This is a genomic window from Plebeiibacterium marinum (assembly GCF_026013615.1).
GTDB classification, from domain to species: domain Bacteria; phylum Bacteroidota; class Bacteroidia; order Bacteroidales; family Marinilabiliaceae; genus Saccharicrinis; species Saccharicrinis marinus_A.
The window spans coordinates 31,416-54,891 of sequence record NZ_JAPDPI010000035.1; the positions used below are offsets into that span (position 1 = coordinate 31,416).

Below are 23,476 nucleotides of genomic sequence, written 5' to 3' on the forward strand. Positions count from 1 at the left end.
GTGATACTACATTAAATCAAACCGGCATAAAATGCTGTATTCAAGTTTTATTTTTTCAAATTCTATTTCCGGGACTTTCGCTTTTTCCATATCTAATGAAGAAGCATCCCCTTTCATATAAAAGGCATTGGAAACCGCCGGACGATAGAGCATGTAGTTTTGTTCTTGTATAAATATGGCTTTACCTGCAGACTGGTTTATGGCTTTAGCCAAATGGCCGGCTTTTTCTTTGGCTGCTTTAATGGCATTGATTTTTACTTCGTTTCGTAAATCTTCAATTTCACTATGGTCTACTTTTTCAATCGAAATATTTGAAATACCAATTTTTTCCAGTTCCAAAAACACCCTACCTGCAGTTTGTCCGTTTTTTACCAGTACCTGATATTCTTTTGAAAGCACAATATCTTTCTTTTGCAGGAAATAGTATTTAAAATTACTTGAGATGTCCTTTAGTTTTACATCGTTTTTAATGTCAACACCGATTTTCTCCAACTGGTTAATCATTTTACGTTCCAGTTCTTCTAGCGAAATCTTGTTTTTCGTGTCTTTTTCATCGATGTCAACCTTAATGTAAATCATATCGGGTTGCACCTGCATTTCTGCTTTGCCGGTAACTTCGATATAAGGGTGGTCAATAAAATTTTTTTGTCCTTGTTGTGCAAATGTTGCTGTAGTTATCATTACAGCAAGTGTTAAAATTAATGTCTTCATTGTTTTAAAATTATAATTTATCAATTTGGTTACTGGTAAAGTTAATATCTCCAATGGTGTATTCGCCTTTTTTATTTGGTTCTAACTGAAGCGTTAATATTTCTTTTTGTTCATGATCTTTACCAAAGTTAGTATATACCGTGGCACGGACGGTTACATTTTGTAATGTGGTTTGTTTTCGGGTTCCATAAAAGTTGGCTTCAATGGTATATGTGCCATCAATCGCTTTTTTAAGGCGGAATTCTTCAGGGCCGTAGCCTTGGGTAATATCATTGGATATCCTGCCACCAATGCGGGTGTTTTTGTTCTGGTAGCTGCATTTTTCCCCATCCGGGTCTGTAACCCATAAATCAATATCCGTTTCATTGGCATCCCAGTCAATTACAATTCTGATGTCTACTGGCATTTGTTTTATAAAGCAAGGTTTAATAAACGAAATATCCAACAGAGAGGCGTGTTTTTCAATAATATTATTGATATCGTGTAACACAATTAGTTCAATGCCGGGGAAACGTGAAATAATATCTGGATCCCACTCTTTAGATATTACAGTATATAGTTCGTTTATGGCCTTTTGGTAAGTTCCTTGGGCAGCATAGGCCAACCCTAAGTCTATGTACGAGTGTGGCTCAAATGAGCGTTGACTTAATACTTCCTTAAATATTTCAATGGCTTCTTCGTAATATGCATATTCAGATAGTTTACGGGCCAGTGTGCGCATCAATTCAGTATTTTCTAATTCCAGTTCGGCAAGGTTGGAAATAACCCTTAAACCTGCTTCTTTTTGATTTTTTTGGAACAGGTAAGTTGCCACATCAAAGTAAAAGGATGGGTTATCTGCATTCCCATTTTTTAGACTAAGGTATGATGCGTACAAATTTTCGGGATTGGTGGCTTTTAAATCGGTCATATACCCAGCATTGCTTTCCCATTTTACAATATTCATTGAGGAGGTTGTTACATGCTTTGGGCTACGGTTCAATTTTGCAGCCTTTGATACAGAAAGTCCTTGAACACGGCCTTGTAAGGCATTCATAGCACGGTTATCAGCATAACCTGTAACAACAGTCTCTTCTTCGGCCATCTCAAAATTTACACTGATTTCAGCATCATCTTCCACAATTGACAATACATCGGCCACATGTGCCGAACGTTGCGGAGGAGGAGGAGGGGTTTCGCCTGATTTTTTATGAGGCTCGTATTTTTTTATAGTTACCGTTTCCCACCAGTTAATATCCGATTGAAACATATTGCAAATCCTTTTTATGCGCATTTCTTTATTATCAATCCTGTTTTTTTGTTGTTGTAACAGAATTGAATTATAGGTATTTAATAACGATGGGGGAGGTGTGATTTCATATCGAACATAGTCATGCACATCATCTAAAACAATTAACGATGTACCGGGCGTTACCAGGCTAAATTGCTTTCCGTGTTGCTTTATTTTTTCAGGATTGTTTTTAACCAGCAGTGTTTTGAGTTTTTTCTGAGCCCATATCCTTTCGCCCAGGTTATTGTCAATTCGTTTGGTATTGTCTACCATGATGGTATGCGATTCTGTAATCTTATTTCCATAACCAAAATAAAGGGTAATGTTGTTTTGCGCCCCTTCTGCAATACCTGCACAACTGAATTTCCCGTCCATACAGTTTCCTTTGGCAGGATAAAACTCTTTGATCTGGCCATGATCATATTCTGCCTTTATAAACTGTTTTGATTGGTGTGTTAAAGCCTTTATTATTTCGTTAGCCGAAAGCTCAAAACCATTGAGGTATATACCGCCCGATTCCGAGGCAAAATACTCCAGCAGGTTATGGTCGGCAATATTAGAGGTATTAATCGTAACAATTGGCTTTGAGAAGCTAAATCCTGACTTTACCCCAAAATTGCTTATACCATCCGAAAAACATATGATTTCATCGGTATTAATACTACTAAAATCAACACAATGCATATTGGTACCCCCGTCGTATTGAATAGATGCTAAAGTGTTTATTAAACTTTCGCATTTTCCATTTTTAATAGGAAAGGATAGCTGGCGGTGTATGGTGTTTGAAAAGGTAATGAGTTCAATGTTACCATGGTGTATCCACTGTAAATAGTTTTTCAATATTTCTAATTCTTTTTCAATATTTCTTTTTTGTGCCGATGATGATTCATCCCATATTATACTTATGTTTTGTGGTTTGCGTTTAACCTTGTCTTCATTTTTTAGGTTAAGATGGATGTAAAAGTAGTTATCAGAAGTTACCTTACCCTTATAAGTTGTTACCTTGTTTATTTTTTGTGGCATAGGTGCAGTAAAGGCAAGATGTGTGTCAAGGGTTATGTAGCTGGCATTGTATTCAGCTACATATGCGTTATGTTCCTGGTTAAATTTCAGGTTGATAAAAGGATCATTGTTCTTAGGGGTTGTGGGTTTATTCATCACAACCTCCACTTTTACGCCAAATTGCTCTAACTCATGTTTAAAATTTAAAGGTAACTGATAAATATATTCATTGTTTTTACCCCAGAGCTCCTGTTCAAATGCAATTACTGCTTTTTTGTAACCCTTGGCTGGGATAGGGTATACCCTGCTTTTAAAGTTATTGCCACGGGTTACTTCAACCAATCCCGGATCAATATTCCTGCGGATTACTGCTTCAAAGGCTTGCGTGGCTTTTTCCTTTTCAACCACTACGCCCTCTCTTAATTCGCCATTTACATCAAGGGCAAAACGTGAAACGGTAACATCCCTTGCCAGCGGAAAGTTAAGCTCTCCTTCCATTACACGGCTATTTTGGTTGTAAAATTGCATTTCGTATGTGGTTGTGGCTATGTTTTCAACCACAAAAACCGAAATGCGCAGTTTTTTGAGTTCAATGGGCATATCGTTTGCCGAAGGAGTTTGTATGGTTGGCCATATGATATTATTTTGCCCTGTTGCTGAATGGAATATAACCACCAACAATAATGTGAAAAGTAAATTCTTCATAATTTGTATAATTTGCGACAGTAAGGTTTAAAAATAATGTGGGCTTTTATTTTAATCCCTTGGTATTTCCTTTTTTTCATCCTTACGGTCTATTAAACCATGTTTCCCTTTTGGGGATAGGATGCTGTCAGGAATAGAATTCCATAAAAAGATGTTCTCTTTTTATGGAATCTTATTATTTGATTGTCGGTAAATGCAGTGATACTTTGTTTTTTGGCGGTTGATATATAGATGTTTATAGGATTTTTCTTCGGTAATATAATTTCACCTGTTTAAAGGGATTGGGAAATTACCGGCTCATCCATTCCTTCAAATCTGGCAATAGTTCTTCACTATGCATAAAACCCATGTTATAGGCCTCCTTTAGTTTGTTTTTATTGCGCTCTGTCCGGCCAACAGGAATACTGCTTTTTGGTCTGAAAACAAAAGCTTTCCCTTCTTTTTCAAGTTCGCTGATCAGGCGCAACTGGTTGTTATATACCTGATGCCTGTTATTCAATACAGCAAGCAAGTCAGGGTAGTTTTTGTAAAATAATTTTCCAATAGTATTAAAGTGTGTTTGGGGCTTAATAAATCCTTGTGGCTGAGTTAATACCACAATTAATTTGTCGCATCCATCATCAAAAGCTTTGGTAATGGGAACCGGGTTGCATATACCTCCATCCAATAACTTTTTACCCTGAAAATCTACTATTTTGGATGCAAAGGGCAAACTGGTTGAGGCCTGTAAGGCTTTGTTGACGGTATGATGTTTAAAATCAGAAATATAAAAGGGTTTTCCCGTAATGCAATCTGTTGTAACTACAACAAACTCTTTATCAGATGAATAAAAAGTGTCGTAATCAAATGGTATCAGTTTATCAGGAATTTCTTTAAAGATAAAATCCATACCAAATAATTCACCTTTAGTAAAAAGGCGTTGTAAACTGATGTACCTTTTGTCGTTTACGTAAGTGTATGGTGTACTAAGGTTTCTGCCCGGTTGTTTCGATATGTAATTTACTCCGTTGCAGGCTCCCATCGACACACCGATTACATAGGGTACATCAATATTGTTTTTGAGAAAACAATCAACAACTCCGGCACTATAAAGACCGCGGAAACCGCCTCCTTCCAGTACCAAGCCAATTTTTGCTGACATATTATTATCAATTCTTTAGTTTTCAACAGAATACCTAAATTCTTCTGCTAGTTTGTAAAATTTGGGATCTTCACCAAATTCAACAGTGCGGACAACTGTATTGTTACAAGACATGCATTTTCCCTGGATTACAATATCGTTTAACGAATTTAAGGTTACTTTTTCTACCGCCACCCCTTCTTTACAAATCTGATCACATTTACTGCAGTAAACACCGTTTTTTAATAAATAATCCAGGTCCTGTTTTAAATCATCATCTAGCAAACTGTCCACCTGAACAACGGTAAGTTGTATATCCTTCTTTCTTCCCATAAATAAATTTTGATGTTGCAAGTTACAATTTATTGCTGTAAAAAAAATGCAGGAGTGTTAATTGCTTGTTATAAAATGTATTTCAATTCTTTTGTTAAAGCGGAAAACTTAAAATAAAACGGCATCCACCTTCCTTTAGGTTTTCTGCTTTTATTTGCCCATTGTGCTGTTTCATCACCAAATCGGCAAAACTTAATCCCAGGCCGTATCCCTTTACGTTATGTATGTCTCCAGTAGGTACACGGAAAAACTTATCAAAAACCTTATTTATATATTCTTTTGGTATTCCTGGCCCGTTATCACTTACTGCTATGTACGCATGTTTTTCGTGTTTCCACACCTCCAATTGAATCTGCACCTGGTTTCCTCCGTACTTAATACTGTTGTCAATCAGGTTTCTTAGTATACTTTCGATGTATACTTTATCAGCATTTACATTAATAGATACTTTAGGTGATGAATAATTGACTTTTATTCCTTTGTTATTGTACAGTAAGTTTATGGAGTGGGTTAGCTGCCCCGAAAAAGAGGTTAAGTCTGTTTTCTCTAATTTTAAAATATGTTTTTGTCCCTCCAGTTTTGCATGTTCCAGTACTTTTGAGGTTAAGCTATCCAAACGGTTCATTTCCTGAAATACCATTTCAAGGTATTCCTGTGTTGTGTTTGGATCGGCGTGTAAGCCAAAGTTTTTAAGAGCCTCCAATGCTGCTTTAACTGTGGCAACAGGTATTTTTAATTCGTGGGTAATGTTATTTATAAAGTCTGATCTGAGCATGTTTAGCTTTACCTGTTTAATATATCCCCGATAGGTAAAAACCAATGCAAATCCGGTTATTGCAATTAATACAAGGGCAAATAAAAACTGGGGCAGTATTTTTTTAAACAGGTGTTTCTGATATTCAGTTATGATCGCTTCAACTTCGTATTTTTTTTCGTTGTAATTGTACCTCTCAATTGCAATCATATTATCTTCAAACTGCACATGTTTATCTTCAGGAAGCCAATCGATTTCCACATCAATATTGTTACTCTTAATTAAACAGGAATATAGCCATCTGTATAATTCAAGGTCAAAGGGTATTGTATTGGTGTAATTGTAACTGGCATAAGAATCATAGGCTACCCTTACCCCATATCTGTGCATTATGTTTTTCATGTCCTCAAATATCCTGAGTGCATTTTCATCAGCATTGTGTGAGGGGTAGTCTTCGCAGAAACATTCATCCAGTTTTGTTATTAAATTGTCGTTTTCACGATATATAGCCATTACTTCTTTTACTAAAGCGGTTTTTTTGTCGAGTGTCATGGTAATATAATCGAATTCCAGGCTGTCTATGCTCAATGTATCATTATGTTCTAATACTTTTGAAAGCACACATTCGTAAACCTTTCTGTTAATCATGTCTTGTTTCGACTTGTAACTGATTTCCATTATTTTTGACCGGAGTTGATCCTTCTCGTTTTGATATTGGTTCACCAGCCAGTATGAAACAAACAGGGTAAGCAACAACTGACTTACAATCATCAATACTATATTGCGTATTTTGTTTTTTTGTAAAGATCCTTTTCGCATCTAAAATGTGTTTTTAAACAATAAGCATACAAAAATAGAAGCTTTAAAAACGTGGTGGGGTGTTTGTTAACCTAAATTAACCTTGATTTTCTTGATGTTAACTTTAGGTTTGATGTGGTTTTATTTATTTAGCAGCATAAAATAAAAACATGCATAAATATAAAATTCATATTGCTTTTGCCCTGTTCTTGTCGTGTGTGCCGATTATGGCCCAGCAAACGCTTAATGTTAAGGGAGTGGTTGTAGATGGGATGGATAAAAAACCCTTGCCTGGAGCTACTGTCTATTTGAAAAACACAAGAGATTCAATCAAATCGGAAGGAACTATTACTGATGTTAACGGGCTTTTTTCTATTGATACCCCCAAAGGTGACTATGCCCTTTCTGTGTCATTTTTAGGATTCAATAAGTTTTTGGATACCTTGATTGTAGGCAATTCTTCTTTGGATATAGATACGGTGAAGCTATATGAGGAAGATTCTATACTGGAGGAAATTAATGTGGTGAGTACCCTGGCACCTACTTTTCAAAATGGAGATACAACCAATTATAATCCTGATGCATTTAAGGTTAACCTGGACGCCACAGCGGGTGATTTGTTAATGAAAATGCCTGGTTTTTATACCGTAGAGGGCAAGCTGATGGCAATGGGAGACACCATTAAAGAGGTTTTGATGGATGGTAAAAAATTTTTCGGCGATAATATATCACAGGCCCTGGAGATGATTCCTCCTAAGATTATTGAAAAAATTGAAGTATATCAGTACAAAAGCGAAGGAACAAAACATTCCGGTTTTGAGGAAAGTACAGAAGGCAAAACCGTAAATATTGTTACTAATTTGGATAAGAAAGCATTTGTCAGAGCAGAAATTTCTGCTGGAGCCGGCAAAGATGAACGCTATGCCGGAGAAGGTTTTTATAGCCGTTTTATGGAGTCGAACAGGTTGGGCATCAGTGCCCAAAAGAATAATGTTGCGGTTCCTTTGAGAATTAATAGGGGTGGGGGCGAAAATTCTATATCTGGGGATCCGGTGGACAATAATGTTTTTTTTGCAAACTTTGGCTTATCCGGGGCTACAGATTTTAATGTTAATTATGCCTTCAATAAAGCAGGTGCTGAAACAGAAAATTCTTCAAGTCAGGAGTATGTTACAGGTTCTTTACTCGGACAAAGTTTAAATAGTGAAAACTCCTCAAACAATACAAACAACAATCATGATGTAGGGATAATTTGGAACAGTAAAGAACAAGAAAAATACCATTTTTCATCCAATATTAACTTTTCATCCAATACAACAAAAAACAGTACATATTCCCAGTCCGAAACGCATCTGTATGATGATCTGATAAACTCAAGCAGTAATAATAGTCAGATGAATAATTCAGGGTACAACCTGGATGCAAAACTGGAGTTTACCAAAAAATTAAATGATCGGGGCAGGTCAGTATCATCTCATTTTAATTATGCATTCCATAATAATACAAGTGACAGGTTGCAGGATTCGGAAACACAAAACGGGAACAGCGAAATATTGCAAAATATCAATCAAAAATCAGAGAGTGAGAGTTCCAGCAATAATGTCAGTTTTGGTGTTTCATACAATGAAAAAATAGGTAAAAACAGTCACCTTTCGTTTGGTTACCGTTTCCGAAATTACGCCCAGGTTTCCGATAAGCGGACAAAAGACTATGATGAAACGCTAAACTTGTTTTCGCAATTGGATTCGCTTACATCAAACAGTTTTGATAATAACTCCTATGTTCATGTTGGAAAACTTGGCTATCGATGGGAAAAGGACAAGTTTAAGAGCTATGTTGGCATGGATTTGATTAACACTACCATGAAAAGTGATGAAAAATTCCCTGAAAAGACCTCGTTTAAGGAGTTGTTTACATCATTTAGTCCCCAGGTTAAGCTATCTTACAGTTCAAAGAAAAAACATCGTTATTCATTGATTTATGGGATGACTCAACAGATTCCTTCCATTAGCAAGTTGCAGGATATTGTTGATAATACAAATCCTTTATATATTTCCACTGGAAACCCCAATTTAAAGCTATCTTCACGCCATTCGCTTACATTTTCATTAACCAAGTCTAATGTTAAAAAATCTACCTTTACTACCATACAGTTCAGGGCAAGCCTGGCCAATAATATGGTTGCTTCAAACAGGATAGTAGCCCTAAATGACACGGTAGTTTTAGGGTCTTACTTTTTGCCGGCAGGCGGGCAGTATAGCAGGCCGGTCAATTTGGATGGGCAGTATTCTTTGGGTATTAACGGTACTTTTAGTTTCCCGTTAAAAAAATTAAAATCAAAGGTCAATTCAACTTCCAGAATAAATTATAGTCGCACACCCAATATCCTGAACAATATTAAAAATGATGCAAGTCGGATTAACCTTACGCAAGGTTTTACGCTGGCTTCCAATATCAGCGAAAAAATTGATTTCACACTTAATACCAATACAGGGTATTCAATTGTTGAAAACACTTCGAACACAGCAAATTCATCATCATATTTTTCGCAAAGAACGGGTGTGAATCTCTATTGGAATTTTTATAAGAGATTCATATTTAAAACCAGTACAAATCAGGTTTATACAGGGGCTTCAGGAAGTTTGGCTAGTAATAACCGTTGGTTTGTAAATTTAAGTCTCAGCAAAAAACTATTTAAGGAAAATAATGGTGAAATAACTATTTCGGCCTATGATATTGCCAACGATCAGAGTGATATTAACAGAACGGTCAGTGATTTATATATTGCCGAAATGTACCGGCGTACATTAAATAAGTTCTTCATGGTGAGTTTTTCATATACGTTGTAAACAAACGAGTTGGCAGCATAACCTGCAAGTACACTATAACCGGTGGTTACTCAAAAGCTTCCAGTTTTTGCATGACTTCTGTTTTGTAGCTCCTGCTAACAGGTATCATTTTCGTATCTATTTCAACGTATTCATTGGTAAAAGAAGTTATTTTATCCAGTGCCACAATATATGACCGGTGGGTGCGGATGAATGCCCCGGATGGCAGTTTTATTTCAATATTTGAAATGGTTTCGCGTGTAATAACTATTTGCTGGTCAAGATGTATTTTAATATAGTCGCTCAGGCTTTCAATATAGGCGATGTCATAGAAATTAATCCTCACCATTTTTCTGTCAGATCTTACAAAAATAAAATCATTTTTTTCTTCAATGTAATCAGGACTGTTAGCAGATTGGACTACCATATTTTCCTCGGTAAATTTGTTAAGGGCCTGTAAAAGTCTTTCGAATGAAATTGGTTTTAACAGATAATCAACAGCCTTTAAATCAAATCCTTCAACGGCATAATCTCTATAGGCTGTTGTAAATATTACTTTTATATTTCGGTTAATAGTTTTGGCAAAATCCAAACCTGATATTTCAGGCATGTTGATATCCAGAAATATCAGGTCGATAGGCTGTGCACTTAAATATTTGAAGGCTTCAATGGCATTTTTACAATATGCCACTACGTTGATTTGTTCAATTTTTGACAGGTGCTCTTTTAAAATTTCCCGGGCAACCGGTTCATCATCAACTATTAAACATGATATGGTTTTATTCATGACTAAGATCTTTCAGGTTATCTATTTTCAGTTCAACTTTATACCAATGGTGCCCGTGTTCAACCTCAAGCTTATATCTGTTTGGATAATACAGTTGTAGTCGTTTTTTGATGTTTTCCAATCCTAAACCATGATGGCCTTCGGTTATATGGAGTTCTTTAACCGAGTTTTTGATCGTAAAAGCTAGCTGGTCACCAATTATATCGATATGAATGTTTATAGATAAAAATCCATCTACCATTTGACCGTGCTTAAATGCATTCTCAACAAAAGGGATGAGCAGCATCGGGGGGATTTTGTGTTTATTGCTTAAGTTCGAGGCATTCATTTGTACCCGTAAAGTATCGCTGAAACGCATTTTTTCAAGACCAATATACTCTTCAATGTGTAATACTTCTTCCTTTAAATTAACAACCGGTTTATTTATTTGGTATAGAATATAGTCAAGCAGGTTTGATAGCTTTAAAATGATATCAGGTGTGTATTTTGATTGTTGTATGGCAAATCCATATATGGTGTTTAAGGTATTGAATAAGAAGTGGGGGTGGATTTGTCTTTTCAGATAATTTAATTCCTGCTCTTTCATTTGGAGCTGTGTGGCCAGAATCTTATTTTCTAGTTCCTTGTTTTTTGAATCGGTTTTAAAATTGTGGTTTAAGATACTTACAAAGCTTATTACACCTACAACCAGGTAAACCAAAATCAAAATAAACAGAAAATTTTTGCTCATTGGCGGCATTATTGAAACATTGAAGCGCAATAAGAAAATAAGGCAGGCATATAAGGTAAGAACTGTCAGATATGAGGATATGACAAAGGTATAGAAGCTATATAGGGCAAATAGACCGTATTTTTTTGTTAACAGGTATTTGGGTATTAAAATTCGTTCCACAAAATAGGTTATTCCAATTGTTAGGGGTAATAAACCACTTGAAAACCATATGTTATAGGTATTGTTATTTGAATTATAACTAAAGAAATAGTAATAGAAAAACCAAACGGCAATCCAAAACACCAGATGATACCCGATGACTTTAGTTTTTATAGGGAAGAAACTATTCATTGTTACAATATTACTATTTTTCTATCTTAAGAAAGAAATTAATCGATGAATAACGGTTTAATGGCCACTTGTAACAAAAAAAGTCATTAAGTGTGCAGTTTGTGAAGTATGCAGCCATTAAAGTGCTTTTTGTCGAAAAAAAAATTTTTGTGATAAAAGCTGAATTAATTTTGGTTTAGTAATCATTTAAAAACTTTAGTTATGTCTGCATTATTCGACAAATTTAACGATGGAGGTCCCATTTTTTCTTACCCTATTATGATTATGTTATTAATTGTAGTCTTTTTAATAGTGAAAGGATTTATCCAGGGAAACAACAACGGAAAAACGATAGCCTTGCTAAAATCAGTTGGGTGGTTTGCCCTGGCGTGGGGATTTTTAGGAAGAACCTTTGGTTTGATAGTGGCTTTTGACAATGTTGCATCACGCGGGGAACTAACACCTTCGTTACTGGCAGAAGGCTTGAAAATGGCTATCCTGGGACCGCTTTTTGCAATTATTGTATTTATAATTGCCCGAGCCGGGGTGATTTTCTTTTTAAGCATGCACAAAAAAGGAGATTTTCATCCGGATGGAAAGCTAAAAACAGATCTTTGATTAAGCACTAACAAGGTGTAACGTTTTTACATTTACCTTACAACATCCCTGACCAATAAGTCGGGGATTGTTATTATTTAGCTGTTCTACAACAACTTTTTAAATAATTTTATCTTTACTATTGTGTTTTGATAAGTTATCCCTTAAATTGAATTGGAAAATTTAAAACACACATTTTATGAAAAGATCTTTTATCATCCTATCTGGTGCCTTGCTGTTATTTTCATGCACTTTAACTGAAACCAAAACCGAAATTTCAACCAAGTCGTTATCGGAATTAGCTATGTTAAAAAGTATCACTTATGTTGCAGAGGCGGGTGATTCTGTTTTAAAAATCACATCATTTCTTAATGAGTTTAATGAAAAGGAAATGGCCAATTTGGCAATGGTTAGTTTTAATGGCGTTTGGATCGCTATTGATAATTTAAAAGATGTAGCCAAACTGATTGATTTAGAACTTAAATTCAAGGATTTAAAAGGCCAATCAAGTTTCGTTAACCAGCATTTGGAAGTATATGTTCCCAAGGGGAGTAAGACTGTTTTTATACCCGAAATGCTTGAAGATAAAGATTGTGATTACAAGAATCCATCCTTTGTCCTGGAGGGGAATACTCCCATAGAGGGAGCTGAAAAAAGCACGGTACAATTGAGTTTAATATTTGATGGAGACCATATTGTTGATCAGGAAGCAATAATAATCAATTAATATTTCAATCTTGCTTTTGCCATTGCTCCAGGGCGTTAAGTAAAAGCAAGTCCTTTTCATTACCATTCGTGGCAACACGAAAATACTTATCAGTCAATCCCCTGAAATTGGAAGCATCACGGATTAAAAGGCCATGTTTATCAATTAAATATTCTTTTAATTCTGATGCTTTTCCTTTTGCCAACTTTACCAGGAAATAATTACACCTGGAACTTATTACACTGAAATTTGTTAGTTGGTTTATTTTACTTTGTAGTTCGCTTGAATGATTCAGTAGTTCATCTATACTCGCGCTGTTTAAATCAAGGTGGTCTAATATATAATTCCCGGCTTCTTGTGCCAATACATTAACCGCCCAGGGCATGTGGAGCTCTTTTAATTGTTTGATAATGTTAGTTGATGCAGCAATAAAACCTAATCGAATGCCTGGTATGGCATACAGCTTTGTAAATGACTTGATGACAATCAGGTTGCTGAAATTCCGCACAAAAGAGGTAATACTTTCTCCTAATACGGATAAATTGATGTATGCTTCGTCAATGATAAAAATAGTTGAAGGATTTAATTTAATTAAATCCTTTATATAATCAGGTTTAATATATTTTGAATCAGGATTATTAGGGTTTCCAATCCAAATAATTTTATTTGTAAGCTCCAGGTCTTCAAAATCTGATTCATTTGGAACAAATTCCAGCGAATGCCCATATAATTTACAGGCATCCTCATACTCTGAAAACGATGGTGTTAAGATTATTGATGTTCTGCATTTAAACAAGTGGGCCACCAAATAAAAGGCTTCAGTAGACCCGTTGCAAACCAATACTGAATCCGGTGATATTTTATATTTTTTTGAAAATTTTTCCCTTAAAAGGGTGCAGTTGCAATCCGGATAGTTTTTTACGGCATGAACCTGGGTTTTTAAATACTCAATAATTTCATTTGTTTCCGGGTTGTCAAAAACATTGGTGCTAAAATCTGCTACAATTTTGTTTTTATACTGGTGAATATCGTTTCCATGACCGTTTATCATGATTGTAAATCTTTATATATCTTTTCCATATCTATATTGTCTCTTACAAAAGAGGCTAATTTGTCATATTCCTGGTTTTTGAAATCACGGTAGTTAGTAATTTTAAGTTCCTTGCCTAAAAATGGTTCCAATATGGATTTTAATACTACCGGGTTATCAAATATACCATGGATGTAAGTCCCCCATACTCTTTCATTTTTGAAAAAACCGTCTTCAAATCCGTTATTTAGTTTTGCAACAGGTTGTTGTTGTTGTAAAAATGTAGTTTCTCCCATATGTATTTCATATCCTTCGCAAGATTCGGGGTTGTCACGGAATTGAAATAGGCTTTGGGTGCTGTTTTTTTCTTTTGTAATGGTGGTTTCCAGGGGTAATATGCCTAATCCTTGTATTTCGTCTTCTTTCCCTTCAATATGCATTGGATCCAGAATTTTATGCCCCATAATCTGGTATCCGCCGCAAATACCGTAAATACACTTTCCTTTGACGTGCCAATTTTTTAAGTGTTCCGAAAGACCGGTTTCGTTCAGGTATTTCATGTCGGAAATGGTGTTTTTTGAACCGGGTAGGAGTAAAATATCAGCTTTGTTAAGTTCTTGAATATTATCTGTAAAATATAGGTTTACTTCATTTATTTCTGCAAATCGGTTAAAGTCGGTAAAGTTTGACATGTGCCTTAATGGTACCACGCCAACATTAACCTTGTTTTCTGCAGCTGTTTTATTCATTTTTAAAAGGCTTACCGAATCTTCTTCTTCAATGGTAATGCCCCTGAAATAAGGGATAACAGCCACAACCGGAACTCCTGTGATTTTTTCCAGAATCTTGCGTCCTTCAGTAAATAAGTCCATATCTCCCCTGAACTTGTTGATAACAATTCCTTTAATTAGTTTCCGTTCCTCTTCGGGCAGGAGTTTTATGGAACCGTAAACAGAGGCAAACACACCACCCCTGTCGATATCGGCAATGAGGTAGGTGCAAGCGCCTACGGCTTTGGCCATGGGCATATTAACAATGTCGCGTTCGCGAAGGTTAAGTTCTGAAATACTTCCGGCCCCTTCCAATACAATCGGGTTGTATTTCGATTCCAGTGTTTTGAATGCTTCTAGTGCTTCCTTAAATAGGTACCGGTTGTTATCCTGTGTAAAATATTCTTTTGCCGAACGGTTTCCAATTGGTTTTCCCAGCAAAACTACCTGGGAGTCCTTATCGCCTGTAGGTTTTAATAAAACCGGGTTCATTTCCACTTCGCATTCCAGTCCGCATGCTTCAGCTTGTACTGCCTGTGCCCGTCCAATTTCTAATCCATCAGGGGTGGCATAGCTGTTTAGCGACATGTTTTGTGCCTTATATGGTGCCGGGCTGTAACCGTCCTGAAGCAGAATCCGGCAAACGGCAGTATTGATGATGCTTTTCCCAACATCGGATCCTGTTCCGACAAACATAATTGGTTTTAATCTTTTCATTCTAAAAAAATATATTTACCAGGATATAACAGAAGAGAGGAGTTTCCCTGTGGCTCCTTTTCGCTTTTATCCCGAAAGCATTTTGTTATCTGGCAGGTCTTCTGGCTCGTCCTTAACTTTGATGCCTTCCCATTTTATCCTAATAAATCAGGAACCTGCCTTTGTGTTTCATCAGCAGGTAATAGTGGCTACAAGAATATCAAAGTAATCATTTAGACTTACAGCTGCGGGTACAGCTCCGGACTTTTTCAGGCCGACCTGAAATCACCGGATTCCCATATTAAGGTTTCTCCTGATGGGAGAAATCCACCAAACATGGCGCAAAAGTAATAAATAGAAAAGAATTTATAGTGATGCAAGCATAAATAATGTGCCTAGTCCAAGTATCAGAAAAAACAGACTGGCTTTTAGGTTTATACGGCATGAGTAGGTGATGTCTTTTGAAGTTAAGATGGTTTTTTTTTCGCCTATGTAGGGCTTATTCACCACTATGCCAAAATACTCTGATGGTCCACCAAAACGGCAATTTAATGCCCCGGCCAAAGCGGCCTCAGGATAGCCGGCGTTAGGACTGCTGTGTTGGTTGCCATACTTAAAAATATAGGTGAATGAGCGCGATTTAAAGCTTACTGCAGCAATTAAAAGCGCTGTTATTCTTGCCGGTATAAAATTAAAAACATCATCCACTTTAGCGGCAATACATCCAAAGTCCTTATAGCGTTCGTTTTTATAGCCGATCATTGAATCCAGGGTATTCACCATTTTATAGGCAAACATGAAAGGGATGCCCCCGATAAAAAGGTAAAATAGCGGGGCAATAACTCCATCGCTTAAGTTCTCAGACAAGGTTTCCAAAGCAGCTTTGCGTATCGATTGTTCATCAAGACGGCTTGTGTCCCTGCCAACAATAAAGCTTAGTTGTTTCCTGCCTGCTTCGAGGCCTTCTTTTGAAAGCACTCTGTCTACTTTTCGAACTTCGTTAATTAGTGTTCTGTTGGCAAGACCATAGAATACAAATATTGAACCCACTATAATTTCCATATAAGTATTCAGCGAAATCATCTTTTCAATACAAACGAAAACAAAATAAGTACATAAAATTAACAACACGCTCATAATAGCACCTTTGGCAAAACGCTGGTTGCCTTTGTTCAGGATGGTTTCTCCAAAATTAATGGCTTTGCCAAATAGTTTTATAGGATGGGGCATTGAATAAGGATCCCCAATTAGTAAATCAAGGATAAAACCGATGGCTACAATAAGTAATGTTGTTGTTATCATTTGAGTGTGTGAAATTTGGAGGTGCAAAGATATAATTTGGTATATTTTTTTATCAATGAATTGGATAAGTTTATAATAACAATTTACTTTTTTTTCATAACTGCTGTAACTTTACCAACACTAAAGCGTCACACATCAAGAAATAAAGAAAAGTAATGGGTGTCATTTCTTTTTGTCTTATTAATTAAACCCTACTAAATCCGGATGACGGTTAAAGAATATAATAATAGTGTAGAGGCATATTCAGATAATATCTATCGTTTTGTGTTGAAGAATATTAAAGACTCGGAGCGGGCAAAAGATGTGGTTCAGGATACCTTTGAAAAAGTGTGGAAAAACCATTCGGATATTTCCTGTGCAAAGGTGAAAAGCTATTTGTTTTCAACAGCCTACCACACTTTGATCGATTCGATTAGAAGAGAAAAATACAAGGCCTCCTGGGAGGATGCGGATGCAAATAAATATTATACAAATGAATCCTATTCAGATGTTAATGAGGTACTCCACGAGGCCTTGGATCGTTTGCCTCCCGACCAAAAAAATGTTATCCTGCTTCGGGATTATGAAGGGTATTCTTATCAGGAAATTGCTGAAATAACCAATCTTAGCGAATCGCAAGTGAAAGTATATATTTTCAGGGGAAGGCAGTTTTTGAAACAGTACATTGGTAAAATTGAAGTTTTAGTTTGAGTTATGAAGATCACTATAGATAATTACGAAGAATGGATGGTGGATTTCCTTGATGGAACATTATCTGAAGAAGATCAGAAACAATTTGAGCAGTTTTTGGATGAAAATCCGCATGTGAAAGATGAAATGGATGGTTTGGATGAGTTGGTTTTGACTCCGGAACCTGCATTTTATGATGACAAATCATCTCTGATAAAAACTGAAGCTGAATTCTTTGAAATTCCATACCAGGATTATATAGCCATTAAAGAACTGGAGATAGGATTAACCCCAAAGGAGCAGAAATGGAAAAAAGATTTGTGTCAATCACATACTGAAAGTAAAACTTTATTTAAAACGTATCAAAGAACAATAATACATAGTGATAAGAATATTTTGTATTCTCATAAGAACGACTTAAAAAGAGCCAGTATTCTTCCTTTTGTTTCTATTTCTACATTTAGAAAAATGAGTGCGGCAGCAGCCATCGCTCTTTTGTTAGGTATTGGTGGTATTCCAATATTAAAGCAGTCTGGAAACCAATTGCAAACAGTGGTGGTTAACGATACTCCATCTTTGATTGAAATACCTAAAAAAGAGCAGCAAAAATCAAAAGAAGTTTCCTTGGAGAAAGATATTTTATCTACACAAAATGCAAACAACAAAAAGATAGAAGTATACAAAAGGGAAGAAGCATCCGAAAAAAGTACTGTAAAACTACTTAAGGATTCAGTTAAACCAATGATTGCAAAAGGAATTGATAACAGATTTTATAATAAAACATTAAATGCTTACGAAATTGGACTAAATTCCATGATGCCCATTGTAATTTCGAATAACCTAAGACAAACAGAAGAGGACTTGATAGCCCTGGAAAATCATGTGAGCCTGGAGAGTCAAAAGTTATCCCGTTCTGCAAAAGTGGTTAATAGTGGTATCAAGTTTATCAACTATTTATCCGGAAACCCAACTACGGTTAAAAAGTATCTTAACGAAAATGGGGAAATGGTAGCTTACCAATTGGAGTCGGATAATATTTCTTTATCCCGTAAAATTAAATCGTTGCCTGTAACAAATTAAGGTATCAGGCGTCGTAAACATAGAAAAGCTTTTCACGAAATAATAGTAATTGTAAAACAAGTAAATATGCAAAAGTTATATACGCTCATAATATGCACCTTATTAGTTCCATCTATGATGTTGGCTCAAAGCTCGGATGATTCAAAGAAGGGTGAAAAAGACAATAATTCGGTGGATATTATTGTTATTGATGAAAATGAGGAAAAGGCCATAGTTGGTTTTCCTAAGGCTAAGGTTGAGTTTGATGAATGTAACGATACCATAACAAAGATTACCCTGGGGCATAAGCGTTGGGAATTTATTGAGGAAGACGATAAAACTAATGTGAGGATGGTTCATATCCCCAGAGAGAAATTCAAAGGTCATTTTTCCGGTGTGCAGCTGGGGTTCTGTAATTATATGGGGCCAGATCATGATGGTTCATTGCCTGCTGGTGCCGACTTTTTGGAGTTGAACTCAGGTAAATCCATGGCCGTTTCAATTAACCTGTTGCAATACAATATTGGTTTGCAGAAGAGGAAAAAGAATGTAGGATTGGTAACCGGATTAGGATGGACGGTTTATAATTATCGTCATGACAATCAGTATGGTATTCAGGTTAATGATCAGGGGACTACCTTTGGAAACCCTATTGCCGAGCCTGTTGATAAAAGCAAGATTGTAGCTTCTTACTTAAATATTCCCCTGTTACTTGAAGCACAGATTCCATCGGCTAAGGACAGGTGTACTGCTTTTGTTTCGGCCGGGGTGTATGGTGGATTTAAATTGGGATCGCATACCAAAATAAAGTATGCCGATGGCGATAAACAAAAATCAAGGGATGATATTAATATTAATCCGTTTCAATATGGTGCCATGGTTCAGGTAGGTTATAAAGTACTTAAACTATATGCTACCTATAATTTTTCTACTTTATTTGAAGATGGTAAAGGACCGGAAATATATCCCTACAGCGTAGGTCTTACATTAGTGAATTTTTAGTTTAAATAGAAATTACAACATATTATTATGAAGAAAGTTACAATGTTCATTTTTGTGGTTTTTTTTCTTGTGGGTGCCTATGCCCAGGAAGATAAATCCTTTCTTAAGGCCTATCAAAAGACCTGGGAAATAGATGATGGATATTACCGTGTAATGCAGGATGGGAAAATGGGATTGGTTGATGGAAATGGTAACATCATAATCCCCTGTGAAAATGAGCAGGTTTGGAACCTTCAGGACAATGGTAATATAAAGGTGATTAAAAACGGGAAAATTGGTATTTACAACATTAATGGCGATTTAATAATTCCTACAACATACGATATGGTATGGGATTATGAAGACGGGAGAGCCAAAGTATTGAAAAATGGGAAGATGGGCTATGTAAATGAAGCCGGCAATGAGTATATCCCTTGTAAATACGACCAGATATGGGATTTTGAAGACGGTAAGGCCCGTGTGTTCCGTAACGGAGGAATGGGGTATATCAACGAGGCTGGCAATGAGTTTATCCCTGCTCAATATCAGAAAATATGGGACTTTGAAGACGGCCGGGCCAAGGTGTTGAAAAATGGGAAGATAGGAATGATCAATGAAAGTGGTTATGAGGTAATTCCTGCACAGTACCAAAAAATATGGGATTTTGAAGATGGGATTGCCAGGGTGCTGAAGAATGGTAAAATGGGATATATAAACCAAGTGGGAACTGAACTCATACCTTGTCAGTATCAATATATTGGCGATTTTGAAGATGGTGTGGCAAAAGTGGTTAACAACGGAAAGGTATCTTATGTGAACTTAAATGGTGAGCAGGTGAATGATCCTGAAATTTATGAAGATATTGATGATAAAGTTGAGGAGAGTAACTACTCGGTGATAGAAACCGGTGATGGTACTACAATTATTACCAATGCTAATGATACTACAACTATTAGGTTGTTTGGGTCTGATATGGAGTTGGTTGCGGATGACAGTTCTACAAAAATAAGCTTTAAAAAGAAGGATGATAACGATAAGCCCGGGATCATTAAAAGAAAGAAAAAAGATGTAAGAGGTTTTGATGGCCATTACTGGGGTGTAGACCTTGGTTTTAACAATTACCTCAATAAAGATGGTGATTTGTCGTTGGCTGATGAATATGATTACCTGTCGCTTAATACAGGAAAGTCAGTAGAAGTCTCCATTAATATCCTGGAACAAAATATACCATTAAGCAGGAAAGGAAATGTAGGTTTTGTTACCGGTTTGGGTTTTACTTACAATAATTACAGGTTCGATAACCCAATCACCTTGATAAAAGATGCACAGGGACAGCTTACTTATAGAGATATAGAAGGCGACCTGAATAAAACCAAGTTTACCAGTTTGTATGCAACCGTGCCATTTCTTTTTGAGCTCCAGTTTAGTCAAAAACGAAGGGATGGGTTTTATATTTCTGCTGGTCCGATAGCAGGTTATAGATTAAGTTCACACACAAAAGTTGTGACTGAAGAAAATGGAAAGAAGTCGAAAGATAAAGATAGGGGAGGGTTCAATTTAAATGATTTCAGATATGGGGCACAGGCCCGAATCGGATATCGTGCCATTAATCTTTATGGTACTTATTATTTATCGCCATTGTTTGATAAAAACAAGGCACCTGAACTTTATCCAATTTCAATAGGCTTTAGCATTTACCCCGAATGGTGATGTCAATGAACAATGAACAATGATCAATGATGAACTGCTCATTGTTCATTGTTCATTGATCACTGTTTATTGCGGATTATCCGCTTTTAACGAACCTATTGCAATAACCACCAAACCTAACAATCCGGCCAGGGCAATAGGAGCATACGAATCAAATAGTTTATATGATAAGCTGAACATATAGGGACCTAAAGCACTCGAAAACACAATCATTTGCATATTTACGCCAGAAATAGCCCCCAGGTGCTTTCTTCCAAAAAAGCGAGGCCAGGTAACAGAAGACAAAACGGCATACAAGCCACTCATGATCCCAACTCCCCCAATTAGCAAATAGAAGCCCATTCCTGACGATAACAAAGCCAAGCCAATAGAACATACCATTGAGGCAATAATCATGGCAAAAAGTAGCTTTTTAAGCTTTATTTTATCGCTAACCGCATTGCAAATAATAGAGGCTACCAACGAAACTACCGACATGGGCAAAAAGAAGCTCAAAGCCTGGGTTTTGTCGTAGCCTACACTTCCAAAAACAGAAACAATGTGAAAGGTTAACCCGGTTACAAAGTAGCCATTAAATGCCAGCATCAAACCATACATCCAGAATGCCCGTGTTTTTATGGCTTCCTTTCGTGTAAATTGTTTTATTGAAGAAGAGCTTTCTTTAGCAGATGTTTTTTTCAATAAGTTACCATCGGGCTTTAAATCATATTTTTCAGGACTGTCTCTAAATGTGATCAAAATAACTAAAGCCATTACAACCAATCCGGCACCAATCCATAACCAGGCGTGTTCCCAGCCGTAGCCTTCTATTAAATAATCAATCCATAGTGGCGAGATGGAAAATCCCAGTGAAACAGCAACCGAACTTATGGCGTTTACCCTGCCTCTGTATTCTTCAAACCAAAGCATGATCATGTTCCGGGATGACAAGGTCAATACGCCCTGACCGGAAAAACGGATCATGAAAAAACACAGCATGATAACTATGAAAGGGATAACCCAAGTAAAGTAACTAATACGGCTTTGTATCCAATCTGAAACATGGGCACTTTGCGAGGCTATGGCCACAGAAAGGGCTAATCCTGCCGCAGCATAAAAGGAAACTTTTCGGGCTCCATATTTATCGAACCATTTTCCGGCAATGCCTAATATCAGCGAACTGCCTATAGTTCCTAAAGCATAGGCCAGGCTTATCTGGTCGCGTGTTAAACCAAGTGCCTCTTTTACCGGATCGGTAAAAGTACTAACGCCTACTGTTTGTCCGGGTACACTCACCCAAACTCCAATAGTACCTACTAAAACAATGATAAAACCATAAAAAAAAGGCCATTTATTTATAGATGCCAAACGTGTCATGAAGTAGTTTTTTGTGAAGCGACAAATTTAGGCATTGTCTCGATACTACTGTTCATCAATAACTTTATTTAACTTATTGCAGTAGAAAGGATCGGATATTTAGTGTTTTAACTTCTGAGGGTTTTGTCTATTGTCCCAAAAGGTTAATAGGATGATTTCTTTTTTGCGTGGCCTCACTTGGTAAAACAAGCTGTTGTGCTTGGTCACAAAACCCTTGTAAACATTCTTTCTTTTTGTTGATGCAACAAAAGCTTTGGAGTTAGTAGCTACTGTTTTTATGGTATCATTTGTTTTGCCGACAAAATCACTTACTTCTTTTATTCCCCAGTTTTCATGTATATACTCAATTACGTTAAGATAATCCTGTTTTGCTCTTTTTGTCCAAATTACTTTCATCCTACAATCCGTATTTTAACTTTACCTCTTTCATAACTTCTTCATGAGGTATTGTTTCTCCACGGTCTGACTGCTCTATTGATTCATCAATAGATTGTTGTACAGACAAGGGTAATTCGTCCCACCAATCGGCTTCCTTTTCTTGTGAAAGCAAACTGCTGACTTTATCAAGTAATGACAGACGGTCTGTGTTTAATATCAACTGTACTAATTCCAGTTTTTTAGCCTGTAAGTTCATAACTTTCATTGTTTTTATCCTTTACAAAGTTAACGATTAATATTCAGTTTTTGTTTCTATTTTAACGAATGATATTTATTCACATCCATACTAACAAAGCGTTGTATACGGTATAAATAGTTGTTCCTTATTTGCATTAAAACGTAGTTTCAAAGTTTATCTAAACCTAACAGGTTTCAAAAAACTGTTAGGTCTGCTGACAATATGTGTTGAATGTCAGTAATCCTTTATTTTTTTAAATAAATAAGAGCTGCAAAAAATGGCGCAGCTTTTTTACGTTACCATCTGATTTTAAATTATGACAGTAGAATTTCTACTGAAGTTACCATTGAAGACAAAACAGCCTTGGAGCAAATGCGACTGATACAACAGATTTGCAATGATAACAAGTAAGCCATTTTTAAACTGATTGATAAAATGCTTATCAATAAAAAATTCAAAGACTTCTTTAATAAAAATATTGCAGCGCTGTAATCAGTTTACATACTACCGCATAAAACAAAAGCCGCACTCTAAAATGCGGCTTTTGTTTTATTTACAGGCCAGAGGCCTTGGTTAATACGACATAGCGAGACGCTATGCCGAGCCGTTTTCTTACTTAATCGCTACGATCAGC

Annotated in this window: 20 protein-coding genes and 1 riboswitch; of the genes, 7 read left to right on the plus strand and 13 right to left on the minus strand. The window is 36.3% G+C overall.

What is annotated here, in order from left to right; translation table 11 throughout:
- Positions 1-6: 6 nt before the first annotated feature.
- The 5 genes from OM074_RS15340 to OM074_RS15360 all read right to left on the minus strand — a co-directional run bounded on the left by OM074_RS15340 (position 7) and on the right by OM074_RS15360 (position 6,714).
- Positions 7-711 (minus strand): SIMPL domain-containing protein, encoded by a 705-nt coding sequence (locus OM074_RS15340; RefSeq protein WP_301201005.1) that lies wholly within the window; start codon positions 709-711, stop codon positions 7-9.
- Positions 712-721: 10 nt separating this feature from the next.
- The gene (locus OM074_RS15345) at positions 722-3,688 is read right to left on the minus strand and encodes a DUF2135 domain-containing protein (protein WP_301201006.1); all 2,967 of its coding nucleotides are present in this window, start codon (positions 3,686-3,688) and stop codon (positions 722-724) included.
- A gap of 289 nt (positions 3,689-3,977) precedes the next feature.
- Positions 3,978-4,829, minus strand: coding sequence for a patatin-like phospholipase family protein (locus tag OM074_RS15350; protein ID WP_301201008.1), 852 nt, complete (start codon positions 4,827-4,829; stop codon positions 3,978-3,980).
- A 15-nt stretch (positions 4,830-4,844) separates the two neighbouring features.
- Positions 4,845-5,141, minus strand: coding sequence for a hypothetical protein (locus OM074_RS15355; RefSeq protein WP_301201010.1), 297 nt, complete (start codon positions 5,139-5,141; stop codon positions 4,845-4,847).
- A gap of 94 nt (positions 5,142-5,235) precedes the next feature.
- Entirely contained in the window at positions 5,236-6,714 is a 1,479-nt protein-coding gene (locus tag OM074_RS15360) for a sensor histidine kinase (RefSeq protein WP_301201011.1), read from the minus strand.
- A gap of 149 nt (positions 6,715-6,863) precedes the next feature.
- Here OM074_RS15360 and OM074_RS15365 point away from each other — a divergent pair, with 149 nt between their 5' ends.
- A complete protein-coding gene (locus tag OM074_RS15365; protein WP_301201013.1) occupies positions 6,864-9,542 on the plus strand; it encodes a TonB-dependent receptor in 2,679 nt (892 codons plus the stop codon).
- 46 nt (positions 9,543-9,588) lie between these two features.
- Here the strand turns inward: OM074_RS15365 and OM074_RS15370 are convergent, their stop codons facing one another.
- Positions 9,589-10,308, minus strand: a complete 720-nt coding sequence (locus OM074_RS15370) for a LytR/AlgR family response regulator transcription factor (RefSeq protein ID WP_301201014.1) — start codon at positions 10,306-10,308, stop codon at positions 9,589-9,591.
- Complete coding sequence (locus tag OM074_RS15375; RefSeq protein ID WP_301201016.1) at positions 10,301-11,038, minus strand: sensor histidine kinase; 738 nt, start codon at positions 11,036-11,038, stop codon at positions 10,301-10,303. The genes OM074_RS15370 and OM074_RS15375 overlap by 8 nt, the downstream gene beginning before the upstream one ends.
- A 534-nt stretch (positions 11,039-11,572) precedes the next feature.
- Between OM074_RS15375 and OM074_RS15380 the strand changes: the two genes are divergently transcribed.
- Together OM074_RS15380 and OM074_RS15385 are read left to right on the plus strand one after the other, a co-directional pair.
- Positions 11,573-11,968, plus strand: a complete 396-nt coding sequence (locus OM074_RS15380) for a MotA/TolQ/ExbB proton channel family protein (protein WP_301201018.1) — start codon at positions 11,573-11,575, stop codon at positions 11,966-11,968.
- Between the two features lie 178 nt (positions 11,969-12,146).
- The gene (locus tag OM074_RS15385; RefSeq protein ID WP_301201020.1) at positions 12,147-12,674 is read left to right on the plus strand and encodes a hypothetical protein; all 528 of its coding nucleotides are present in this window, start codon (positions 12,147-12,149) and stop codon (positions 12,672-12,674) included.
- A gap of 4 nt (positions 12,675-12,678) precedes the next feature.
- On the opposite strand, the gene OM074_RS15390 is transcribed toward OM074_RS15385, so the two are convergent.
- From OM074_RS15390 to cbiB, 3 genes are all read right to left on the minus strand, one after another.
- Positions 12,679-13,704: a pyridoxal phosphate-dependent aminotransferase gene (locus OM074_RS15390; protein ID WP_301201022.1), complete on the minus strand. Its 1,026-nt coding sequence runs from the start codon at positions 13,702-13,704 to the stop codon at positions 12,679-12,681.
- Complete coding sequence (locus tag OM074_RS15395) at positions 13,701-15,170, minus strand: cobyric acid synthase (RefSeq protein WP_301201024.1); 1,470 nt, start codon at positions 15,168-15,170, stop codon at positions 13,701-13,703. Before OM074_RS15395 ends, OM074_RS15390 begins: the two co-directional genes overlap by 4 nt.
- 74 nt (positions 15,171-15,244) lie before the next feature.
- Positions 15,245-15,499: riboswitch (cobalamin riboswitch) on the minus strand.
- Between the two features lie 16 nt (positions 15,500-15,515).
- The gene (cbiB, locus tag OM074_RS15400) at positions 15,516-16,451 is read right to left on the minus strand and encodes an adenosylcobinamide-phosphate synthase CbiB (RefSeq protein ID WP_301201026.1); all 936 of its coding nucleotides are present in this window, start codon (positions 16,449-16,451) and stop codon (positions 15,516-15,518) included.
- 204 nt (positions 16,452-16,655) lie between these two features.
- On the opposite strand from cbiB, the gene OM074_RS15405 reads away from it, so the two are divergent.
- The 4 genes from OM074_RS15405 to OM074_RS15420 all read left to right on the plus strand — a co-directional run bounded on the left by OM074_RS15405 (position 16,656) and on the right by OM074_RS15420 (position 20,870).
- Positions 16,656-17,141 (plus strand): RNA polymerase sigma factor, encoded by a 486-nt coding sequence (locus OM074_RS15405; RefSeq protein ID WP_301201028.1) that lies wholly within the window; start codon positions 16,656-16,658, stop codon positions 17,139-17,141.
- Between the two features lie 3 nt (positions 17,142-17,144).
- A complete protein-coding gene (locus OM074_RS15410; protein WP_301201029.1) occupies positions 17,145-18,200 on the plus strand; it encodes an anti-sigma factor family protein in 1,056 nt (351 codons plus the stop codon).
- 66 nt (positions 18,201-18,266) lie between these two features.
- Positions 18,267-19,181, plus strand: a complete 915-nt coding sequence (locus tag OM074_RS15415; RefSeq protein ID WP_301201031.1) for an outer membrane beta-barrel protein — start codon at positions 18,267-18,269, stop codon at positions 19,179-19,181.
- A 27-nt stretch (positions 19,182-19,208) separates the two neighbouring features.
- Positions 19,209-20,870: a WG repeat-containing protein gene (locus tag OM074_RS15420; RefSeq protein WP_301201033.1), complete on the plus strand. Its 1,662-nt coding sequence runs from the start codon at positions 19,209-19,211 to the stop codon at positions 20,868-20,870.
- Positions 20,871-20,936: 66 nt separating this feature from the next.
- Here the strand turns inward: OM074_RS15420 and OM074_RS15425 are convergent, their stop codons facing one another.
- From OM074_RS15425 to OM074_RS15435, 3 genes are all read right to left on the minus strand, one after another.
- Positions 20,937-22,226, minus strand: a complete 1,290-nt coding sequence (locus OM074_RS15425; protein WP_301201035.1) for an MFS transporter — start codon at positions 22,224-22,226, stop codon at positions 20,937-20,939.
- Between the two features lie 99 nt (positions 22,227-22,325).
- Positions 22,326-22,622, minus strand: coding sequence for a type II toxin-antitoxin system RelE/ParE family toxin (locus OM074_RS15430; protein ID WP_301201037.1), 297 nt, complete (start codon positions 22,620-22,622; stop codon positions 22,326-22,328).
- 1 nt (position 22,623) lies between these two features.
- Positions 22,624-22,869, minus strand: coding sequence for a hypothetical protein (locus OM074_RS15435; RefSeq protein ID WP_301201039.1), 246 nt, complete (start codon positions 22,867-22,869; stop codon positions 22,624-22,626).
- Positions 22,870-23,476 lie beyond the last annotated feature (607 nt).

Bases quoted from the DNA above. Each gene is read 5' to 3' on its own strand.
- OM074_RS15350 (WP_301201008.1), bottom strand. From the start codon at position 4,829: ATGTCAGCAAAAATTGGCTTGGTACTGGAAGGAGGCGGTTTCCGCGGT.
- OM074_RS15430 (WP_301201037.1), bottom strand. From the start codon at position 22,622: ATGAAAGTAATTTGGACAAAAAGAGCAAAACAGGATTATCTTAACGTA.
- OM074_RS15385 (WP_301201020.1), top strand. From the start codon at position 12,147: ATGAAAAGATCTTTTATCATCCTATCTGGTGCCTTGCTGTTATTTTCA.
- OM074_RS15435 (WP_301201039.1), bottom strand. From the start codon at position 22,869: ATGAAAGTTATGAACTTACAGGCTAAAAAACTGGAATTAGTACAGTTG.
- OM074_RS15420 (WP_301201033.1), top strand. From the start codon at position 19,209: ATGAAGAAAGTTACAATGTTCATTTTTGTGGTTTTTTTTCTTGTGGGT.
- OM074_RS15415 (WP_301201031.1), top strand. From the start codon at position 18,267: ATGCAAAAGTTATATACGCTCATAATATGCACCTTATTAGTTCCATCT.
- OM074_RS15365 (WP_301201013.1), top strand. From the start codon at position 6,864: ATGCATAAATATAAAATTCATATTGCTTTTGCCCTGTTCTTGTCGTGT.
- OM074_RS15410 (WP_301201029.1), top strand. From the start codon at position 17,145: ATGAAGATCACTATAGATAATTACGAAGAATGGATGGTGGATTTCCTT.
- OM074_RS15425 (WP_301201035.1), bottom strand. From the start codon at position 22,226: ATGACACGTTTGGCATCTATAAATAAATGGCCTTTTTTTTATGGTTTT.
- OM074_RS15355 (WP_301201010.1), bottom strand. From the start codon at position 5,141: ATGGGAAGAAAGAAGGATATACAACTTACCGTTGTTCAGGTGGACAGT.
- OM074_RS15370 (WP_301201014.1), bottom strand. From the start codon at position 10,308: ATGAATAAAACCATATCATGTTTAATAGTTGATGATGAACCGGTTGCC.
- OM074_RS15340 (WP_301201005.1), bottom strand. From the start codon at position 711: ATGAAGACATTAATTTTAACACTTGCTGTAATGATAACTACAGCAACA.
- OM074_RS15390 (WP_301201022.1), bottom strand. From the start codon at position 13,704: ATGATAAACGGTCATGGAAACGATATTCACCAGTATAAAAACAAAATT.
- OM074_RS15360 (WP_301201011.1), bottom strand. From the start codon at position 6,714: ATGCGAAAAGGATCTTTACAAAAAAACAAAATACGCAATATAGTATTG.
- OM074_RS15375 (WP_301201016.1), bottom strand. From the start codon at position 11,038: ATGAGCAAAAATTTTCTGTTTATTTTGATTTTGGTTTACCTGGTTGTA.
- OM074_RS15380 (WP_301201018.1), top strand. From the start codon at position 11,573: ATGTCTGCATTATTCGACAAATTTAACGATGGAGGTCCCATTTTTTCT.
- OM074_RS15405 (WP_301201028.1), top strand. From the start codon at position 16,656: ATGACGGTTAAAGAATATAATAATAGTGTAGAGGCATATTCAGATAAT.
- OM074_RS15345 (WP_301201006.1), bottom strand. From the start codon at position 3,688: ATGAAGAATTTACTTTTCACATTATTGTTGGTGGTTATATTCCATTCA.
- cbiB (WP_301201026.1), bottom strand. From the start codon at position 16,451: ATGATAACAACAACATTACTTATTGTAGCCATCGGTTTTATCCTTGAT.
- OM074_RS15395 (WP_301201024.1), bottom strand. From the start codon at position 15,170: ATGAAAAGATTAAAACCAATTATGTTTGTCGGAACAGGATCCGATGTT.